This is a genomic window from Streptomyces sp. NPDC090499, from assembly GCF_044769305.1.
In the GTDB taxonomy this organism is placed as follows: domain Bacteria; phylum Actinomycetota; class Actinomycetes; order Streptomycetales; family Streptomycetaceae; genus Streptomyces.
Window position 1 is genome coordinate 1 of the sequence record NZ_JBIVXP010000030.1, and the last position, 20,007, is coordinate 20,007.

General features: G+C 69.4%; 19 protein-coding genes and 1 pseudogene. 19 read left to right on the forward strand and 1 reads right to left on the reverse strand.

Going from position 1 to position 20,007, the window contains the following annotated elements; all coding sequences use genetic code 11:
• Nucleotides 1–877: pseudogene (locus ACIQVL_RS48305) on the forward strand (hypothetical protein); the annotation flags it as partial.
• 222 nt (nt 878–1,099) lie between these two features.
• Here the strand turns inward: ACIQVL_RS48305 and ACIQVL_RS48310 are convergent.
• A complete protein-coding gene (locus ACIQVL_RS48310; protein WP_403478821.1) occupies nt 1,100–1,537 on the reverse strand; it encodes a hypothetical protein in 438 nt (145 codons plus the stop codon).
• Between the two features lie 112 nt (nt 1,538–1,649).
• Between ACIQVL_RS48310 and ACIQVL_RS48315 the strand changes: the two genes are divergently transcribed.
• The 18 genes from ACIQVL_RS48315 (at nt 1,650) to ACIQVL_RS48400 (ending at nt 20,007) form a co-directional block, all read left to right on the forward strand.
• Nucleotides 1,650–2,237, forward strand: coding sequence for a sigma factor-like helix-turn-helix DNA-binding protein (locus ACIQVL_RS48315; protein ID WP_403478822.1), 588 nt, complete (start codon nt 1,650–1,652; stop codon nt 2,235–2,237).
• Entirely contained in the window at nt 2,221–3,780 is a 1,560-nt protein-coding gene (locus ACIQVL_RS48320) for a terminase large subunit domain-containing protein (protein WP_403478823.1), read from the forward strand. The genes ACIQVL_RS48315 and ACIQVL_RS48320 overlap by 17 nt, the downstream gene beginning before the upstream one ends.
• A gap of 71 nt (nt 3,781–3,851) precedes the next feature.
• Nucleotides 3,852–5,744, forward strand: coding sequence for a hypothetical protein (locus ACIQVL_RS48325; RefSeq protein WP_403478824.1), 1,893 nt, complete (start codon nt 3,852–3,854; stop codon nt 5,742–5,744).
• 62 nt (nt 5,745–5,806) lie between these two features.
• Nucleotides 5,807–6,664 (forward strand): hypothetical protein, encoded by an 858-nt coding sequence (locus ACIQVL_RS48330; RefSeq protein WP_403478825.1) that lies wholly within the window; start codon nt 5,807–5,809, stop codon nt 6,662–6,664.
• A 105-nt stretch (nt 6,665–6,769) separates the two neighbouring features.
• Entirely contained in the window at nt 6,770–7,507 is a 738-nt protein-coding gene (locus tag ACIQVL_RS48335) for a hypothetical protein (protein WP_403478826.1), read from the forward strand.
• Between the two features lie 13 nt (nt 7,508–7,520).
• Nucleotides 7,521–8,582 (forward strand): major capsid protein, encoded by a 1,062-nt coding sequence (locus ACIQVL_RS48340; protein WP_403478827.1) that lies wholly within the window; start codon nt 7,521–7,523, stop codon nt 8,580–8,582.
• 3 nt (nt 8,583–8,585) lie between these two features.
• Nucleotides 8,586–8,930, forward strand: coding sequence for a hypothetical protein (locus ACIQVL_RS48345; protein ID WP_403478828.1), 345 nt, complete (start codon nt 8,586–8,588; stop codon nt 8,928–8,930).
• Nucleotides 8,931–9,026: 96 nt separating this feature from the next.
• The gene (locus tag ACIQVL_RS48350; protein ID WP_403478829.1) at nt 9,027–9,353 is read left to right on the forward strand and encodes a hypothetical protein; all 327 of its coding nucleotides are present in this window, start codon (nt 9,027–9,029) and stop codon (nt 9,351–9,353) included.
• Complete coding sequence (locus ACIQVL_RS48355) at nt 9,350–10,198, forward strand: hypothetical protein (RefSeq protein ID WP_403478830.1); 849 nt, start codon at nt 9,350–9,352, stop codon at nt 10,196–10,198. The genes ACIQVL_RS48350 and ACIQVL_RS48355 overlap by 4 nt, the downstream gene beginning before the upstream one ends.
• Nucleotides 10,195–10,581 (forward strand): hypothetical protein, encoded by a 387-nt coding sequence (locus ACIQVL_RS48360; RefSeq protein WP_403478831.1) that lies wholly within the window; start codon nt 10,195–10,197, stop codon nt 10,579–10,581. Before ACIQVL_RS48355 ends, ACIQVL_RS48360 begins: the two co-directional genes overlap by 4 nt.
• Nucleotides 10,581–11,033, forward strand: coding sequence for a DUF6093 family protein (locus ACIQVL_RS48365; protein WP_403478832.1), 453 nt, complete (start codon nt 10,581–10,583; stop codon nt 11,031–11,033). The genes ACIQVL_RS48360 and ACIQVL_RS48365 overlap by 1 nt, the downstream gene beginning before the upstream one ends.
• Entirely contained in the window at nt 11,030–11,419 is a 390-nt protein-coding gene (locus ACIQVL_RS48370) for an HK97 gp10 family phage protein (protein WP_403478833.1), read from the forward strand. Before ACIQVL_RS48365 ends, ACIQVL_RS48370 begins: the two co-directional genes overlap by 4 nt.
• Nucleotides 11,416–11,862, forward strand: a complete 447-nt coding sequence (locus ACIQVL_RS48375) for a hypothetical protein (RefSeq protein ID WP_403478834.1) — start codon at nt 11,416–11,418, stop codon at nt 11,860–11,862. The genes ACIQVL_RS48370 and ACIQVL_RS48375 overlap by 4 nt, the downstream gene beginning before the upstream one ends.
• A 144-nt stretch (nt 11,863–12,006) precedes the next feature.
• On the forward strand, nt 12,007–12,807 hold the full coding sequence (locus tag ACIQVL_RS48380) for a hypothetical protein (RefSeq protein ID WP_403478835.1): 801 nt from the start codon (nt 12,007–12,009) through the stop codon (nt 12,805–12,807).
• 107 nt (nt 12,808–12,914) lie between these two features.
• A complete protein-coding gene (locus tag ACIQVL_RS48385; RefSeq protein WP_403478836.1) occupies nt 12,915–13,475 on the forward strand; it encodes a hypothetical protein in 561 nt (186 codons plus the stop codon).
• A 143-nt stretch (nt 13,476–13,618) separates the two neighbouring features.
• Nucleotides 13,619–13,849: a hypothetical protein gene (locus ACIQVL_RS48390; protein ID WP_403478837.1), complete on the forward strand. Its 231-nt coding sequence runs from the start codon at nt 13,619–13,621 to the stop codon at nt 13,847–13,849.
• A 34-nt stretch (nt 13,850–13,883) separates the two neighbouring features.
• Entirely contained in the window at nt 13,884–19,118 is a 5,235-nt protein-coding gene (locus ACIQVL_RS48395) for a phage tail tape measure protein (RefSeq protein ID WP_403478838.1), read from the forward strand.
• Nucleotides 19,108–20,007, forward strand: a complete 900-nt coding sequence (locus ACIQVL_RS48400; RefSeq protein WP_403478839.1) for a phage distal tail protein — start codon at nt 19,108–19,110, stop codon at nt 20,005–20,007. The genes ACIQVL_RS48395 and ACIQVL_RS48400 overlap by 11 nt, the downstream gene beginning before the upstream one ends.

The window sequence follows — 20,007 nt, forward strand, 5'->3', positions numbered from 1 at the left end:
GATCGAAGAATCCGCCCGCCTCAAAATGAAGAACTTCATCGCCACCCCCACCCGCCCCTGGGTCCGCGTCATCCTCGACGAAGCCCACACCCCCCTGTCCGAACTCGTCTACTACCGCAAGGAAGCCCGGATCATCGTCGAAGCCCTCGCCGCCAAGGCCCGCTCCATGGGCATCCTCCTCACGATCGTCAACCAGGCCGTCAACGCCGACAAACTCGGCGGCTCCGTCCCCCTGCGCACCAACGTCATCCAGGGCGGCAGCCTCGTCATGCTCCGCACCGACTCCGACCAGCAAAACCTCGTCACCACCGGCTTCGAAGGCGTCGACCCCGGCCAGATCCCCGACGCCTGGACCGTCGAACGACCCCTCGTCTACGACGAGACCACCGGCGTCCAGGACCCCGAATCCACATTCGGCCTCGGCTACACCCTCGGCCCCGGCGGCGCCGCCGAGATGATGCGCACCTTCATCCTCGAATCCGCCGCCCCCTACATCGACCACAACAACATCGCCTACCCCGCCGACTGGCCCGGCTGGGACGACCGCGACGACATCGCCCTCACCTCGATCCTCGGCGACGACGAAGACCAGGCCGCCATGGAAACCCTCCCGGGCACCGCCACCCTCGCCGGGCCGCCGAAGGAACCCACCTCCGACGAGAAGATCCTCGACGCCCTCCACGACGCTGCCGACCCGCTGGGCGAAGAGACCAACTACCTCCACAAGGACGAACTCGCCCGGGCGACCGGCCTGCCGGCGTCCACGCTTGAGAACCGGCTCACCCAGCTCGTCAAGGACGGCCGTATCCACCGCATGCCGGGCAGCGGCCAGGCCGTCCGCGGCAAGTACGGCCCCGGACCGGCCCCCACCGACTGACCAGAACGGGCCAGGGGGAAGCGCCTCTGACAAACCCCCGCCCGTACGCCACGATCAGAACTGCACGGCCCGGAGTCTCCTTGGGTTACACCGGTGTCCCCGCGCCCTGTTGTCCATGAACCTGGGCCGTGCACACAAACTGCTCGGGCGCCCTTCCCCCAGGCCCACCCGAGCCCACACCGGCCCCACTCCGTATCCCCCGCGGAGTGGGGCCGGCTCCGTTCAGCCCTCCGGATGCTCCCGGAACCAGGCGACCATCCGCTGCAGCGGGAGCGACACCGCCAGCATGTTGCCCTTCGCCCCCAGACTGTCCCGCCCGTAGTGGTCGGCCTGGGCCTCTGCCTCGTTCACGTCCCCGATCGGCTCCGCATACACGGTCGGGTCCTTCACCTGCATCGCATCCCGCACCTGCACCGCGGCCGCCAGCTTCCGCGTCATGAACTCCTGGCAGTCGTCCGCCGTCGTACAGCCCGACGCCGTCGCCGCCTCATACGCGTCCAGCGCAGCCTGCGGCGACACGGCGGCCGCCGTCGACGACGCGCTCGCCGACGCCTTCCCGGCGCCGTCGTCCGATCCGCTGCCGCTGTCACTGCACCCGGCCAGAACCAGAACCGCCACCGCCGCCAGGCCCGCCACCAACCCCGTACACGCTTCTCTCATGCCGCGCATCGTCCCCCCACACTCCGGGCCGGGGGAACACACCGGCGGAAATCGGCGATCATCCGAGACAAGGCGCGGGGCCTGACAACCACACAGCGGGAGCCCCACCGCCATGCCACCTTCCAAGGCCAAGAGCGCGCTCGTCGCCAAACGGCGCAGCGAGATGCTCATCATGAAGATCCAAGGCCGTACCGCGGCACAGATCGCCGACCACTTCGGGATCTCACCCGCGACCGCCCGATCCGACCTCGCCCGCGCCATCAAGAAGGCCCGCGAGCTCGAGGTCCAGGACGCCGAGCTGTACCGGCACGTGCAAGGCGCACGCCTGGAAAGCCTCCTGCGGGCCGTGATGCCCGCCGCCCTCGGTATCGCCCTGCTCGGCGACGACACCGACGTCCACGAGCAGCAGGCCGGCGTCGTCCCGGTCGATCTCAAGGCCAGCGAACAAGCACGGAAGATCATCGCCGACATCACCGACCTGTTCGGCCTCCGCATCCCCGTCCGCACCGAGATCAGCGGCCCCGACGGCGGCGCCATCCCGTTCTCCAGCGGCGAAGCAGCCGAAATCATGGCCCTCATCGACATCTCCGACCGCGAGAACGCTGAGATCCCCACCATCGACGAGGACGCCGACCTCGACGACGAAGACGACGACACTGCCGATCTGGACGACGAGGACGACGGTGGCGACGGCGACTGACCGCCAGGCCGAGATCGAGGCCAACTACCGCAAGCTGCCCGCCGACCAACGCCGCCGGGTCATCGCCCGCGCCCGGCCCGAGACCCGCATCAAACTCGCCCGGGTCGAGCGGCAGATCGCCATGGACCGCTCCCCGGGCGCCCTGGCCGCGGTCCTCACCGAACGCAGGGAGAAGCAGGCACCCCACCTGGACATGATTGACAGTGCTTTCCGGCGGATCGCGGCCGGCGAGCGTCTCCAGGTCATGCTGACCTGCCCACCACGGCACGGGAAATCTCAGCGTGCCTCCCGGTGGGGCCCGCTCTGGTACCTGCGCCGGCACCCCGAGCACCGCGTGATGATCGCCTCCTACGGCGCCGACCTCGCCGACGACCACGGCCGCTGGGTCCGCGACCAACTCCGCGAATACTCCGGCGTCCTCGGCATCAAACTCCACCCGGCCTCCCACGCCGCAAACCGCTTCGACCTCGAGCAGAAACGCGGCTCCAGCGTCCGCGGCGGCATGGTCACCGCCGGCGTCGGAGGCGGCCTCACCGGCAAGGGCTTCAACCTCGGCATCATCGACGACCCCTTCAAGGGACACGACGACGCCGCCAGCCCCGCCCAACGCGAACGCGTCTGGGAGTGGTACCGGTCCGTGTTCTTCACCCGCCGAGCCCCCGGCGCATCCCTGATCTTGATCAACACACGCTGGCACGAGGACGACCTGTCCGGACGGCTCCTCGCCCACGAACCCCACCGCTGGCTCCAGATCGACCTGCCCGCCCTCGCCGACAGCCCCCACGACCCACTGCACCGCGACATCGGCGCCCCCCTGTGGCCCGATCAGTACGACGCCGCCGAACTCGCCGACATCCGCGAATCCGTCGGTGAACGCGTCTGGTACGCCCTCTACCAGCAAAAACCACGTCCGCTCGAAGGCGGCGTGTGGAAATGGGCGTGGATCACCGGGAACCGCACCGACGTCAAGGCCTGGCCGGCCATCACCCCGACACGGATCGTCGTCGCCGTCGACCACGCCGGCGGCGACTCCCTCCGCAACGACGAAGTCGGCCTCATCTGCGCCGCCCGCGACAGCGAAGGCGACATGTACCTCCTGGACGACCGCTCCCGCACCATGGGCGCCGACACCTGGGGCACCGAGGTCTGCAAGCTGGCCATCGACCGGCAGGCCGACGCCATCGTTGTCGAGAACAACTTCGGCGGCGACATGGCCCGCCAGATCGTCACCCAGGCCTGGCGCGCCCTCGCCCAGGACGGCCAGACCAAGGGCCTGCTCATGCCGTCGATCATCGAAGTCCACGCCAAGCAGGGCAAACGCCTGCGCGCAGAGCCGATCGCGCAGCTGTACTCCCGCGGCCTGATCCACCACGTCGGCGAGTTCACCGAACTCGAAGGGCAGATGGTGACCTGGCTGCCCGGCATGGACTCCCCAGACCGCATGGACGCCGCAGTGCACGCTCTGACCGAACTCGCCGACCCTGCCCGTCAGGGCCTGGGCACCGAGCACTACAGCGACCAGCGCCTCCGCGGCCGCCGATAGCCGGGGGAAGCAGCAGGGCCCGCGCCCGTACCCTGATGATCAGGCGCGGGGCCTGAACAGAGGGAGTAGTGGTGGGCCTCATGTCCGGGCTGCGGCACGCACTGCGCATCGACAACTGGTCGACGCTCAACTACAAGCCGCTGTTCAACAGCCCCACCACCGGCATGCCCGAACGCCGCGCCTTCCCCGAAGCCGCCGCGACCTGGGTACCAGCCGAAGACGAGCGCCGCCTTGCCGCCTACAAGCTGTACGCCGCCTACGACCACAACCAGGCCGGTGAGCTCGCCGAGATCCGAGACGGAGCCGAGGCACGCGAACGCCGCGAGTACGGCGATCCGTCCATGTTCGTCGACACCCTCGTCGCCCACGTCCTTGGACGGGAGCAGCACATCACCGTGCCCGGTGCCGAACACGCCGACGACGAGAACGCCGACGTCGAGGACCAGCAGGCCGCCCGCGTTCAGGAGCTCCTCCGCGAGTGGGCAGACGAAGAGCACCTGACGATGCGGCTCATGCAGGCCGAACGCAAGGCCGTCAGCCTCGGCGACGGCGTTCTCCACCTGTGGTGGGATGCTGAGAAGCAGCGCCCCAGGATCACCACCTACGACCCGGGCTTCTATTACCCGGTCATCGGCGAGGATGCCGACGGCACCGACTACCCCACTCGGATCCACCTCGGCTGGGACCTGCCCGAGGACAAGAAGCGCGGCCTGCCCGCCCGGCTGCGCCGCATCACGTTCGAGCTGGACTGGATTCGCCCCCAGACCGCCTCCGGCGTCGACCGGTCCGGCCGGCCCGTCCGGGCCCCCGTCATGACCGACCCCACCGACGAAGCCGCCGCCACCCCGGTCCTCGGGCGCGGCGACCAGATCGACATCAACGGGGCGATCTCCCGCATGTACCCGTGGTCTGAGGTCCCGTCGTTCAAGACCTGCTACCTCACCGACGCGATCTGGCTCCTCGAGGACCTCACCGGCGACGTCGATATCGACTCCCTCCCGATGGGCAAGGCCCACTTCAACAGCAACGGGCAGGGCGAAGTCCTTGACCATCTGGACCTGTACCAGGACTTCATCTCCCTGATCCACATCCCGAACACTGTGCCTGCGGCCGGCGAGCACTGGGGGCAGTCGTCCCTGGCGAAAGCCCTGCAGGTGTTCGACGAACTCGCAGCCTCGGACACCGACTCCGCCCGGGCGTCGGCTACCACCGGCCTGCCCATGGTGGCGATCTCCGGCGTCACCGACCCGCGCATGCAGTACGCCGTCGGACCCGGAGCCATGTTCACCCTCGGGGAGAACGGCCGGCTCACCTCCATCGATACCAGCCCCGCCCTGCGGGAACTCCGCGAACACGGCCACGACCTCGCCGACCGGGCCGCGAACGTCGTACGCCTGCCCGCCGTGTCCCTGGGCACCATGGACCCCTCCAAGGTCCCCTCCGGGTACGCCCTCGAACTGTCCCTGGGACCCCTCGACTCGAACATCTCCGCGATGAGGCTCGCCCGCGACCACGCCGACCGGCTCATCCCCAAGTTCGTGCAGCGACTGTTCCAGTCCGGCCAGCACCCCGACTGGGCCGGCCTCCCCGTCCTTCCCGCCACCCTCACCCGCGGCCCCTACACCCCCACCGACAAGACCGCAGTCCTCGACCAGGTCACCACCGCCTACAACGCGCACGTCATCAGCCTGGAAACTGCCATCCGCATGCTGCAGGACGCAGGCTGGCCCATCGACGACGCCCAGCAGGAGATCGAGCAGATCCAGGCCCGCTCCTTCGACCAGGCCGTCCAACTTGCCGACGCCACCGGAGACACCCAGGCCGTCGCCGACTACCTTGGCATCGACATCACCGCGCCGACTCCGGCCCCGGCACCGCAACTCCCCCCCACGCCAGGCGACCCGGCTGCCGCCAGCACAGGACAGGACCCGGCCGCACAGGGAAGCGGGGGGAACGCGTCGTGACATCTGTGGTGTCCTTGATCTCAGGCGCGGGGCCTGAACTGTCCATGGGAGGACTGTCGCTCATGCGTCGCCCCGCGCACCGCCGACTCGGACCCACGCCTGCCCCCGGCTGGGCCCACCCGTACACCGGCCTGACCGGTCTCGCCGTCTTCTACAACGACGGCAACCAGCCGCCTGCCGCCCCGCCGGCGCCCAGCCCGGCCACCGTCGCCGCGATCGCCGGACAGCAGCCTGTGCAGCCGGCCGGCCCGCAGCCGCTCCTGGACAAGGAGACCGGCCTGGCCATGACCCAGGACCGCTTCTCCAAGATCATGACGCGGGAGCACGGCAAGGGACGCATGGCCGCGCTGAAGGAACTCGCCGAAGCCGCCGGCGTGCCCTTCACCCACGAGAACTTCGACGTCGCCGCATTCGGGCAGATGTTCAAGGACGCTGAGCAGGCCCGCCAGGCACAGCTCAGCGACGACCAGCGCAGGACCGAAGACCTCGCCCGCCGCGAGCAGGAGTTCCAGACCCAGCGCGACAGTTTCGCTCAGCAGCAGGCACAGCTCGCTGCGGAACGCCGCACGCTGGCACGGGAGCAGTCCCTGACCCGGCTCGGTGCCCTCGACATCACCGACGACAAGGGCACGGTCACCACACCGAACCTGCAGGACGCCCTCGCGATGCTCGACCGGGACCTGCGCGACACCCCCGACGCCGACACGGCCGCCATCACCACGGCAGCCGAGAATCTGAAGAAGCGCCGCCCCGAACTGTTCGGCACCGGAACGGTCCCCCAGGCCCTCCCGGCCGCCCCGTCCGGCGGACCGGCAGCCGGCGGCCCCCCGCGGCCCCCGGTCCCCGGCAAGGACGCCGTCAACGAAGCCGCACGCGCCCGCGCCCGGGCCATGGGACTGCGCACCGACGACGCAGCCTGACCACAGACCAGCACCACCAGAGGGACCACGCCCTAACCCCCGTGGACGGCGCCAGGCAGGCGCCTCACACGAGAAACCCGCGTACATCGCGAAAGGGGCTACGGCGTGAACGACATCCAGCCGTACACCAGCACCGAGACGCTCGCTGTCGGCCGCCCGTGGCTCATGAGCATGCTCGGGATCGAAGCCAACCAGACCGTCACCCTCGACCTCACCCAGTTCAGCGAGACCCTGCACTGGACCGAGGCCTCCAAGTACCAGCCCGAGCGGAAGCTGAAGTCCGGCATCCCCCTGGGCAAGAACACCTCCACCGGTCTGTACGAGCCGTACGCGGCGGTCACCAACGAGGTCCAGACCGCCACCATCACCGGCGCACCCACCGGCGGAACGTTCACGCTCACGTTCTCCGGCCAGACCACCGCCGCCATCGCGTACAACGCCACCGCGGCCGCGGTCCAGTCCGCGCTCGAGGCCCTCTCGAACGTGAACCCGGGCGACATCGTCGTGACCGGCAACGCGGGCGGCCCGTACACGCTCACCTTCGGCGGCCAGTACCTCGGCGACAACGTCGCCTCCATCACCGCCACCGCCTCCCTGACCGGCGGCACCACCCCCGGCGTCACCATGGCCACGACCACGGCCGGCGGCACCGCGACCGCCTCCGACGGAACCCAGCTGTTCCGCGGGTTCCTCTTCACCGAGGTGTCGTTCTTCCCGGGCTCCACCAAGGTCGGCGCGCCGCTCATGGTCCACGGTCAGATCGACGTGGCCAAGCTGCCGGTCGCTTTCGACCCTGCCGACATCGCGGCCGGGTCCAACACCCAGTTCGTCTACAAGGTCTGAGAGGGGACCACCCATGCCGAACGACATGCTTGAGGTCCTCCTCCGGGACATCAACCCCACGGAGATCAACGCCTTCGTGCGGGCCATCCAGACCCCGGCGGACTACGAGCTCACCCGCTCCGTCATCGCCGAACGCACCATCGACTCCGTGAAGTGGAAGATCCGGTCCACCAACCGGCGAGTCGCGGCCGCCTCCTACCGGGCGTGGGACGCGCAAGCCAAGGTCGCCTCCCGCGAGATCACCCAGATCGAGCGCGAGGGCAGGCTCCTGCCGCTCAGCCAGAAGTACATCGTCGGCGAACTCGAGACGATCCTGGAGGCCGTCTCTCACGGCCGCGACGGACAGCAGCTCATCGACGCCGTCTACGACGACCTGGCCGCGCACGTCCTGTCCATCAAGAACCGTCTCGAGCTCGCCGCCGGCGACCTCCTCGTCGATGGCAAGTTCACCCTGTCCAACGAGAACGGCCTGTCCGTCGAGGCCAACCACAACGTGCCGTCGGCGAACATGCCGACCGCCTCCACCGCGTGGACCGACCACACCGCGGACATCCTCGGCGACGAGATGCGCTGGATCGAGGTCCTGCGCTCCACCGGAGCGCCCCTGCCCGCCCGCGGCCTGACCTCGTACAAGACGCAGGCCCTCATGCAGGGCAACGACTCCTACCGGGCCGCGTACTACGGCAGCGTGTCCAGCGGCACCACCCCGACCGCCGTCCTCGCCCCCAACGAGGTCAACGTCGTCCGGGCCCGCTACAACCTGCCGCCCATCACCATCTACGACGTCACCATCCCCCTCGACAACGGCACGGACGTCCGGGTGCTGCCGGAGAACATGTTCTTCCTGCTCCCCCCGAACCCGTCCACGTGGGCGGAGACCCAGTACGGTCTCACCGCCGAGGGCCTGGTCCTCTCGCAGGGATCCAACCCGGCCATCGAACGGTCCGAGGCCCCCGGCATCGTCGTGACCCGCGGCTACCAGGACGACCCGGTGCAGGTCTACACCAAGGCGAACGCGGCCGCCATGCCGGTCATGTACGTCCCGGACATCCACATCGCTGCGACGGTGTGGTGAGCCATGGCCCAGCTCGCGAGCACGGTCTACGTGCGGGACCCGGACACCCACCAGACGGTGACACTGGCCGATGGCACCAGCCCGGAACCCCGGCTGGCAGCCATGGTGACGAACCCGGCCGCCTGGGTCGACGGCAAGCTTCCCCGCCTGCCGAAGACCAAGGCCGACCAGTCCGGAACCGCGGACCCTACCGGAGACGGCCAGGACGACGGCTCTGGCACCGGCTCGGCCTCCGACGGGGACGCTGACACGGCCGCTCCTGCGGCCAAGAAGACCGCCGCGAAGAAGACCGCGGCGACCAGCCGGTCTCGGGGCCGGGACGCTGCTGAGGGCGACAGCGGCGAGTAGCGGCGTACGGGCCCGCCCCACCTGGTGGGGGCGCCAACCGGGCGGGCCCGTACCCGCGAACCCTTCCCCCACTCCCGCCCCTGATTGGAGACCGACGTGGACTCAGCCGTACAGCACTGGCTGCTCGCCCAACTCGGCACGGCCACCGACGTCGTCGACCTCGACACCCGCTACACCCGCCTCCGCACCGCCCGCGCCGTCGCCCTCGAGGTTCTCCGCGAGCGCTACGCCGAACTCCGCGACCAGCCCACCGGTGTCACCGTCACCAACGTCGTCGCCATCAACACCACCGCCAACCTGGCCGCCTACGAACGGCAGATCGCCGCCCTCGAGGCCGGCGACCCGCCCGCACCCGACGAGACCAGCGGCGACGGCCCTGATGCGCTGGGCGTGCTCTATCTCCGTGAACGGCCCCGCCGATGAGCACCCCGGTACGGCAGCACACCGACGACCGCAACGAACTCACCACCCTCATCACCACCGCGACCGCTGAGCTCGTACGCCAGTGGCAGCGCCTCATCACCGCCCAGGACACCCTCCTGCGCACCCTCGAACGCCTCCGCCCCGGCCGTGGCGCCACCACCCGCATCAACAGCTACGTCACCCTGTTCAACCAGCAGGTCGGCGAGTTCTCCCGTGCCACCACCGCCCTCGCCGAACGGTGGGCCGCCCAGGACCTGCCCACCGCCTACCGCGACGGAGCCCTCCGCGCCCTCCGCGCAGCGGACGCGGACATCACGCTGTTCCGGTGGACCGCCGACCACCAGGCTGCCATCACCGCACTGACCGCGACCTTCTACACCGACCTCGTCGGCCGCATCCAGGAAGCGGTCCGCCGCGCCCAGCAGTTCGCCCGGGCCGCGCAGGACGCCACCCGGGAGGTCACCCTCGGGCGCCAGCACGCCGGTATCGACTCCGCGCGCCTGGCCGCCGAACACCCGCTGTCCACGGTCATCTACCGCGACAGCAGCAGGCACCCAGTCAAGGACTGGGCCCGGTCCGCACTCACCTACCAGGGCGCGTTCACCGCCAACCACGGCGGGATCAACACCGGCAGGCTCGACCTGGACGCCTCCTGGTTCCAGTGCGTAGACGGGCCTGAGTGCGGCTTCGTCGCACATTCCGATACCGACCACGCCGACGGCACCATCCGATCAGCTGAAGACGCAACGGCGTACCCCGTCTCGCATCACGGCTGTATACGCCAGTGGATCCCACGCCCTGACCTAAACGGCCGCCGCGGCCTCGTCTCCGGAGACCCAGCATGACCGCTCCCACCGAGCCGACAGCCCACGGTGTCCGGATCGACGCCCAGCCCGGCACCGCCACCATCACCATCGACGGCGTACCCCTGCCGGCTGGGCAGGTCGTCGGCTACGAGCTGCAGCACGACATCGCCAACACGCTCCCGATGCTGGTCCTGCACACCCGGCAGCCGGCCGGCGCTGTATGGGAGGGCCTCGCCCGGGTCGCGGTCGCCGACCCGCAGCAGGACCTCGGGGAGCAGATCGCCGGGTTTATCAGCAAGCTGAACCCGGCCGCCGTACAGGGTGCGGCCCTGGAACGCGATGACCTGGGCAACGAGAAGAACTCGGTCACCGAGGCGATCCTGCGGACCATCGCGGACTGGGCGCGGGGGAGGGGAGCCTGATGGCCGGCCTCGACCAGATCCTCTCCGGCGTCGTCACCTGGATCGAAACGAATCTCCTCGTCGACACCATCCGAATCACCCTCCCGCCGACCGGGGACCCCGTCCTGAACGTGGACACCAAGCAGCTCGAGTACCCGCCGGGTGAGGTCCTCTACGAGGGCCTCGGAGCGGTGCAGGGCGGCATCGCCCAGTCCGAGGTGTCGTCCATACCGACCGCGGGGCAGCCGTGGGCGCAGGAGACCCACTCCCGGTACCGGCTCATGACCCCACTGGCCGCGCCGATCCCGCCCAAGGACGCCATCGTCACCGTCGTCCAGGTCCACAACCCTGCCCGCACCGACCTGATCGGACGGTCCTGGATCTGCCAGGACCCAGGGATCGCCGCCACCACCGAGGTCGTCCGGATCACCGCGCTGGATCAGAACCAGACCGCCGGATCGAGGCTGACGTGACTCCCGACGAACTCGCCGCCCGGTTCGAACACGCCGCCATGAAGATCGGGCCCGCGATCCAGAAGGGCGTCGAGCACACCGCCGAACTTGGCGCTGCTCGTATCCGCGGGTACGCGTCTGGGCGGCCCGGGCCGAACGTCATCAGCGGCGACTACCGGGACTCGTGGCAGCCTGCTCCGATCCGGAGGTTCCCCTACGGGGCGTCGTGCACGATCGGCACCGAACTCCCGTATGGGCGGCGCCTGGAGTTCGGTTTCACAGGCACCGACAGCCTGGGCAGGTACTACGACCAGAAACCCCTACCCCACGTCCAGCCGGCGCTGCCGTACATCGAGCAGACCCTGATGGGTCAGATGCGACTCGCCGTGTCGGAGGTCCTCCTGTGATCAGCAGACGCCTGGCCACCCTTGCGGTCGCCGAGATGCTCGGTACGGTCACCGAGCTGCCGGTGGGCCGCGGTCAGAAGCCGCAGGGTGAGCCGCCGTACTACATCCTCTACAGCGTCGACGCCAGCGTGGACGGCGCGCCCTTCACCGACCTCAACGAAGACGCCTCCCTGGTCTGGCAGGTCACCTCCGTATCCGGACCCAGCACGAGTGTCATCAGTTCCACCGGCTACCTCGACCAGGCGGAGCTGATGGCCGACCTGGCCCGGGCCGCCATCCTCGAACGCAGCCCCGTCACCGGTCTGTGGGTCAACTCCCTCACCGTCCCCGGATACAAGGTCATCTGCCGGGAGCTCGAGACGGAACCCGGGGGAACGAGTGATCCCAGCGATGCCATCATCAGCTATGTGCAGAGGTTCAGACTCGACTGGACCCCCGCCTGACCCCCACCAGGGCAGACGGACAGCTTGACCGCACCGCGGCGGGACCCCACGCGGACGCCACCAGGCAGGTGGCCGCCACACACCCACGTGTAGGGGTCTGTACCGCCGGAAGGACGGCTGGCCCCGGGAATCAAGGGGCCCTGAATGCCGGTCAAGAAGTACATGCGGCGCGGCACGAGCAAGTTCATCTTCGTGCCGACGATCGCCGCCACCACGATGATCCCGACCCGCGGCGAACTGTCCGCGGGTACAAAGTTCACCGATCACATCGCTGCGATGGACGGGTGGACGGTCGCCAACCAGGAGATCGACACCCCGGACATGGCGGACACCTACGACTCCACCATCCCCGGCAGCGACAAGGCCGACAGCTCCTCGTTCACGTTCTACGAGGACGAAGTCGACGCCGACCTCGAGGAGACCTTCGCCAAGGGCACCACCGGCTACGTGGTCATCCTCCGCAAGGGCGACGTCCCCGCCAACCAGTCCATGGACGTCTTCCCGATCCGTGTCGCGAGCATCTCCCCGCAGTACACCGCGGACAACGAGGCCGCCAAGTTCATGGTGACCTGCTCCATCACGAGCAGGCCGCTGCAGGGTGCGGCAGTCCCGGCGGCCGGCGCCGACGAGGTCCAGTCGGTGGCCATCACCGGCACGCCGACCGGGGGAACGTTCACGCTGACGTTCTCCGGCCAGACCACCGCCGGGATCGCCTACAACGCGGCCGCGTCCGCCGTGCAGTCCGCTCTGGAGGCGCTCTCCAACGTCGCCCCGGGTGACGTCACCTGCACCGGTGGCCCGCTCCCCGGCTCTGCGGTGTCGGTGTCGTTCGCGGGCGGCGCCTACGACGGCACCGATGTCCCGCTGATGACCGCCAACAGCGCCTCCCTGACCGGCGGCACCACCCCGACGGTCACGGTCACCACGACCACGCCCGGCGGCTGATCCGACCCGCTCCCTGCCAGCTCCCGGCCGGATGCCGCCAGCGTTCGGGAAGGGGCGCCCGCGTGGCGTCCGGCCGGGTCCCCTTCCCCTGACGGAGGACCACCACCATGACCAACACCCCCCAGACCAGCAAGCCGGAACCGCCGGCCGCCGCGGTCGCCGCCGACCCGCACTGGACGGCCACCCGGGAACGGCTCCGCAACCGGCAGCGGCCGACCGCGAGCCTGGTCATCTGTGACGACCCGGACGTGAAGAAGGCCTTGGAAGAGGCCAAGTTCACCGTCCGCAGCCTCACCGCTCAGGCCGAGGCGTCCCCGGACGACCAGGACCTGAAGAAGGATCTGCTGACCGCGCAGGTGGCCCTCGGCAAGGCGCAGGAGGCGTTCGACGAGGTCGCGATCGTGCTCCGCTTCCAGGCGCTGCGCCGCCCGGACTGGGAGGACCTGAAGCGGGAGCACCCGCCGACCGAGGAACAGGCCGAGGACAACCTGGCCGTCAACGTCGAGACCCTCGGCCCGGAGATGGTCGCGGCCAGCTCGATGGACGGGATCACCGTCGACGACGCCAAGTACTTCCTCACCGAGTGGTCCGACGGCGAGGTCAACGCCCTCTTCAACGTCGCCTGGAACGTCCAGTCCGGGATCCGCATGGACGTGGGAAAAGGCTGATCTCCGATGACCGACTCCGTAACGAACTCGCGCTGTGCCGGGAGTACCGCATCCCGCACAGCCAGTTCCTCGGCGTCGGAGACGGCACCTGGACGGCCCGCGACCGCGAAAAGGCCCTCGGCTACGAGGAGTGGCTCCGCGGGGTGTGCCCGCAGTGCGGCACCCGCGAGTCCGAGTGGGTCGACGAGCAGGGCGACTACCAGGAGGCGTACGTCGCGATCAGCCACAAGTGCTTCGGCTGCGAGGAGATCGCAGCCAAGCAGTCCGAGATCCCCGAGGGAAAGCCGGGGGCCGGGATGAAGGTGCTGCTGCTGCCGGCGTCCGTGCACGCCGCGCAACAGCTCCTCGAGGAACTGACAGCAGCAGCCCGATAGGCGGGCCGGGAGCGGGAAGGGAGGGGCAACGCCGGTGGCGAACTGGAACCTCAGCGTGGACATCCGCGGTACGGGCAACAGCCTGTCCCGGGACCTGAAGGCGTCCGCCCGCGATGCCCGCGCCCTCGGCACCGCCGCCCGCACCGCGAAGACCGAAGTCAAGGAACTCGGCACCGCGTCGGAGGCGGCCAGCCGGAAAGTCCGGACCCTGGGCAGGGAGTCCCGGACCGCCGCACGGTACGTCAACTCCCTCGGGGACGGGGCACAGAACGCGGCCCGCCGCCTGAACCGGTACGGTGACGCCGCCCGCACCGCCGACCGCCACCTGAACAGCCTCGGCGACCACTCCCGGACCGCCGGCCGGGACCTGGCCCGCATGTCCGGGCAGATCAACACCGCGGTCCGGGACCTGACCCGCCTGGCCCGCGCCGCCAGCGCCGCGGATACCCGCCTGAACCGTGTCGGGGACCGTGTCACCGGTGTCCGCCGCTACCGGGAAGAGACCAGCCGTCTCGGACAGTCCCTGAAGAGTCTGGCCGGACTCGGAGCAGCGGTCGGCCTCACCCTCGGCCTGCACGAAGTCGTCGAAGAGGGCGGCCAGTACCAGCAGGCCATGAACGCGTTCGGGGCCACCACGAACGCCACCCAGATGCAGATGAAGCGGGCCGGCGCGACCGCGAACCAGCTCGGCAACGACCTCCAGCTGCCGGGCGCAACCGCCGCCGATGCCGCCGAGGCGATGGTGGAGCTCGCCAAGGCCGGTTTCCGCACCGACCAGGCGATCTCCGCGACCCGGGCCAGCGTCGTCCTCGCCTCCGCCGCGCAGGTCAACGCCGCCGACTCGGCGAAGTACCTCGGCGACATGATGGACCAGTTCGGTCTCGGAGCCGACCAGGCCGGCAAGGCCGCCGACACCCTCGCCGCCACCGCCAACGCCGCATCCGGCGACATTGTCGACATCTACTACGCCATGAAGTACGCCGGGCCGGTCGCGCACGGCATGGGCGTCAGCATGCAGGAAGCCGCAGCCGGCGTCGGCATGTTGGGCAAGGCCGGCATCCTCGGCCAGACCGCGGGCACCACCCTGCGCGGCATGCTCGCCAACCTGGCGTCCCCGACGAAGCAGATGACCGAGGGCCTGGACTCCCTCGGGATCAGCGCGTTCGACGCACAGGGAAACTTCAAGGGCCTCCGGTACGTCATCGACGAACTGTCCCAGGCCCAGCACCACATGACCCAGCAGGACTTCGCGGCCGCCGTGAAGAAGGCGTTCGGCAAGCCGGCCATGTCCGGTGCCATCGCTCTCGCCCACCAGGGCGTCGCCTCCTACGACAACCTGATGCAGGCCGTGTCCCAGACCGGGGCCGCGTCCGAGATCGCCGCTGCCAAGGGCAAGGGCCTCGCGGGCGCCCTGCTGCAGCTCAAGACGCAGGCCAAGCAGACCGGCCTGGCCATCTACCAGGGCGCAGCCCCCGGACTGGAGCGCCTCACCCGGGCGGCTACCACCGGACTGAACAAGGCCACCCCGGCGATCGAGCACTTCTTCTCCTACCTCAACGACTCCGCTGCTCTGTTCGGCCCCGACGTGTCCGCCGCGATCAGCAGCGAGTTCGACCGGATCAAGAACGCTGCGGCGGGCATGGCTGGCGGCTTCAAGGACCTCGGCGAGCAGGGCCTCGCCGACCTTCTGCACCTGCTTCTGACCGTCGGACAGCTCGCCGTGCAGGTCCTTACCAACCTCGCGCATGGTGTCGAACCCGTCGTGTCCGCGTTCGCCGGCCTGTCCGGTGAAGGCAGCACCGTCTCCTCCACCCTCGACACCATCGTCACCGCAGCCGACCTGGCTGCAACCGCTGTCGGTGCCCTCTCCGCGGTCCTCGTGCCGATCGGGCACGTCGTCGGCGCGCTCGTCTCTGCGTTCGGTGGCCTGCCCGCACCGATCCAGCAGTTCGTCCTTGCTGCCCTATTGGTCCGCCGGATCCAGCCCGCCATGGCCGGACTCGCCACCACCGTCAGCGGCCGCGTCACCGGCGCGTTCCGCGGCCTGGGCGACCAGATGCGCGTCCAGCAGTCCCTTGCCGCCAGCGCCGGGGTGTCCCTGTCCCGGTACGGGGCCGCGTTCGCCGTCCTGGAGTCCCGGGTCCCGGTGATCGGCCGGATGGGTACCGCGTTCCGTACCGCGGCCGCCGACAGCGCCGGGTTCGCGGGCGCGGTCCGCGGCGTCACCGCGGCCGCCGGCGTGGGCCTGCGCGGCGCCATGTCCGGGCTCATGGGTGCCATGGGCGGCCCGTGGGGTGTCGCCATCACCGGCCTGACCGTCGGCCTCGGCCTGCTGGCCTCCTCCCAGCAGGCCGCGGCCGCGAAGGCCGCCGAGCACAAGGCGACCATTGACGGCTTGACCCAGGCCATGCGCCAGTCCAACGGGGTCATCGACGAATCGGTCCGCCAGCAGGCCGCCCAGACCATCCAGAACACCAAGCTGGAGGGCAGCAGCCAGTCCCTGGTCGGGGTCATGGGCAAGATGGGCTACAGCCTGTCCGACCTGACCGACTCCTACCTGGGCCAGGGCGACAGCATCGACAAACTGTCCGGCAAGATGATGGACCTGGCCAAGGCCAAGATGAAGGCCGCCATCGACAAGGGCAATGCCCACAACCCCGACAAGGAACTGAAGGACCAGGCCAACGCGTACGCGGCCGCCAGCACGGCTTTGAAGTCGATGTCCGGGGACGCCAAGGAAGCTGCCAAGAACGCGAAGGACCTCACCGACGCCACCAAGGGCGCCGGGGACGGTACGAGCGCCTACGACCGGCTGAAGACCGCGGTGGCCGCGCTCGCCGACAAGACCGCGGACGCCGACTCCCGAACCCGCGCCCTCCGTGACGCCCTCGACCTGCTGTCCGGCGGCAGCATCAGTCTGCAGGCCGCGCAGGCCCGCGTGAACGAGGCCATCACCAACGCCAACGAGGCCATGGCCGACGGCATCGACAAGACCGCGGGCTACGGCAAGGCGCTCCTGCAGACCAACGGCAGCCTGAACACCACCACCAAGAACGGCCAGGCCCTCTTCAACACCCTGAATACGGTCTCCGACGGTGCAGCGAACGCGGCCATCGCCGCCTACGACTTCGCCCAGTCCCAGGGCAAGAGCCTCCCGGACTCGCTGAAGGCCGCCAGTGCCGAGATGGAGAAGGCCCGCAAGTCGGCGATCGACCTGATGGGCGGCTACGGGCTGACGGCCACCCAGGCTGGCAAGGTCGCCGACTCCCTCGGGCTCATCCCGGGCCAGGTGTCGATCCTGCTGGAAACGAAGGGCGTCGACTCCACCCTCGCCGAGCTCGTCGCGGTCCAGGCCGAGTTCCAGAAGGTCCCGAAGTCGAAGACCATCAAGGTCGATGCGCTCGGCGCGGACGCCAAGAAGGAACTCGAGGACATCGGCTACAAGATCGAGCTGATTCCCGGCACCCGCGAATACAAGATCACAGCGCCGACGAAGGACGCCCGCGCCCAGCTGGACCTCCTGATCGCGGAGATGTCGAAGGTCCACGGCAACAAAGACGTCAAGGTCAACGCCAAGACAGCAGTTGCGATCGGCGAACTGGAAGCGGTCCAACAGAAAATCCGGAACACCAAGGGCCGCAGCGTCACGATCAGCGCCCTGACTGGGACTGCCGAATCTGCTCTCAAGAGTCTCGGTTTCAAGGTCACGCACATGAAGAACGGGAAGGTGTCCGTTTCCATCCCGACTGGCCCTGCAAGCGCGGCTGTCTCCGCCATTCAGGGCTGGGTGAACGGTCTGCACGGGACTACTGTCACCGTGCGGATCAACGGCGTGAAGACCGGTGTGGACCCGTCGAAGTACTACTCGCAGGGCCCCCACAAGAACGCCAACGGTGGCGTCTGGGACTACTACGCCGAAGGCGGCGTACGCGCCCCCCGCGTCCAGAAGTTCGCCGCCGGCGGCGAGAACCACATCGCGCAGATCGCCCGAGCCGGTGACTGGCGGATGTGGGCCGAGCCCGAGACCCAGGGCGAGGGCTACGTACCCTTCGCCCGCTCGAAGCGGCCCCGTTCCCGCAGGATCACCGAGGAGATCGTGCGCCGTCTCGGCGGCGACCCGGCCGGCATCCAGTGGAACGCCGACGGCAGCATCACCGACTGGCGCTACGACCCCCAGACCGGCTCCCTGTACTCCGCGTCCGATGCCGGGCAGGCCGGACACAAGACCAAGAAGATCAAGGTCAAGGGGAAGACCAAGGAAGTCGACTACTTCGACATCGGCGCGGTCGAGGCCAAGCTGAAGTCCGCGGCCCGCGCGACCCAGGCATGGAACAAGGACCTGGAGAAGGTCGCCGACCGTGCCGGCGGCGACGTCGCTGACGCCCTCGCTTCGATGGGCGAAGACGGCATGAAGATCGCCCACAAGATGGCCACCGGGTCCACGAAGTACGTCAACGAGATGTCCAAGGCCCTCCGCGCCCTGCAGCAGACGGCCAAGGCATCCCTCACGGACTACACCCGGCAGTTGACCAGCGCGAACAAGCTGAACAAGGAGTTCAGCGACAACCTGGCCAAACTGGCCGCCGAGGGATACGGCGATCTCGCTGCCCAGTTGGCCGCGCAGAACGACGAGTCCGCGCAGCAGCTCGCCTCCGCCGCGGTCAAGGACAAGTCGAAAGCGTCGAAGGCGAACGCGCAGGCCAAGACCGCGAACAACGCGCTCACCGCGGACCAGGTGTCCGAACTCGTGCAGATCATCGCAGCGATCAAGACCAGCAAGACCGGAATCCACGACGTGGCCGCCACCACCAGCCTCGGCGAAGACGAGATCATCACGGTCGGAACGAAGGCCAAGGCGCAGATCTCGAAGTCCCTCGGGCAGCGTGCCTCGAAGTTCATCGCCGACCTCAGCCGGGCCAACAAGCACCTGTCGTACGCCGACGGCGGGATCCGGCCCGGCATGTACGCCACGAGCGCCGGGATCGTCCGCTTCGCCGAGCCCGAAACCCACGGGGAGGCCTACCTCCCCCTCAGCCCGTCCAAGCGGCGCTCCGCCCTCCCGGTCCTCCAGGACGTCGCGAACCGCTTCGGATACGGCCTCACCGACGCGGCCGCCGGCCGGCCGGTCATCGTCGTCAAGGGCGGCGACACCATCACCGTGCCCGTCACCCCGGTCCGGACCGGCGCGACCGCATCCGACATCGGCGCCCAGGTCGGCCGGTCCGTCCGCCGCGCCCGCAGGGGAGGGGTGAACTCACGTGCCGCTTGACCTCGCCGACTGGCAGTACGACATCGGGGGCGTCGTCATCGGCGCCGGCACCAGCGTGCAGGTCATCGAGACCACCGGGTTGGGAAGGCCGCCGGTCCGGGACAACGACGTCGACCAGCCGTCCATGGACGGACAGTTCGCGGGCCCCGACTACTGGACGGGCCGGCAGATCCAGTTCGACGCCGCCGTCCGGATCCCCGGCGATGCGGCCGCCTGCCACGACATGATCGCCCAACTGCAGGCCGCCACCGACCCCACCGCTGTCCGCCTGGTCGGCGGGCAGGGCCTGACAATGCGGATCAAACGCCCGGGCAGGCCGGTGAAGTCCCTGACCGTGCGGGCCCGCAAGCTGGACCCGGAGTACAAGCAGGTCATCCACGGCTACGTGCCCCTGGATCTGGAGTTCCTCGCGCACGACCCCACGTTCTACGCCGACGCCGACTCCACCACGGAGATCCCCCTCGGCTGGCTGACCGGCGGCGGATTCGCCGCCCCCGTCACCGCCCCGATCTACGTGCAGGACGGCACCGTCGCCGCAGACCGGCCCGGCTGGGTCACCAACAGCGGTGACGCCGACACCTGGCCGGTCATCCGGATCACCGGGCCGTGCTCCAACGTGTCCGTCATCCACGTCCCCACCGGACGGGTCCTCGCACTGCCCACCCTCACGGTGCCCGCAAGCCGCTGGGTAGAGATCGACACCAGGCCCGGCTACCGCACCGTCACCTGGGACAACGGCGGAAACGCCTCCTCCTACCTGTCCCCGTCCTCCCGCATCGACTTGTTCTCCCTGCCGCCCGGCCAGTCGGAGATGCGCTGGACCGCGTTCGACAACACCAACACCGCCCGCATGCGCCTGACCTGGCGCGACGCCTACACCGCCCTGTAG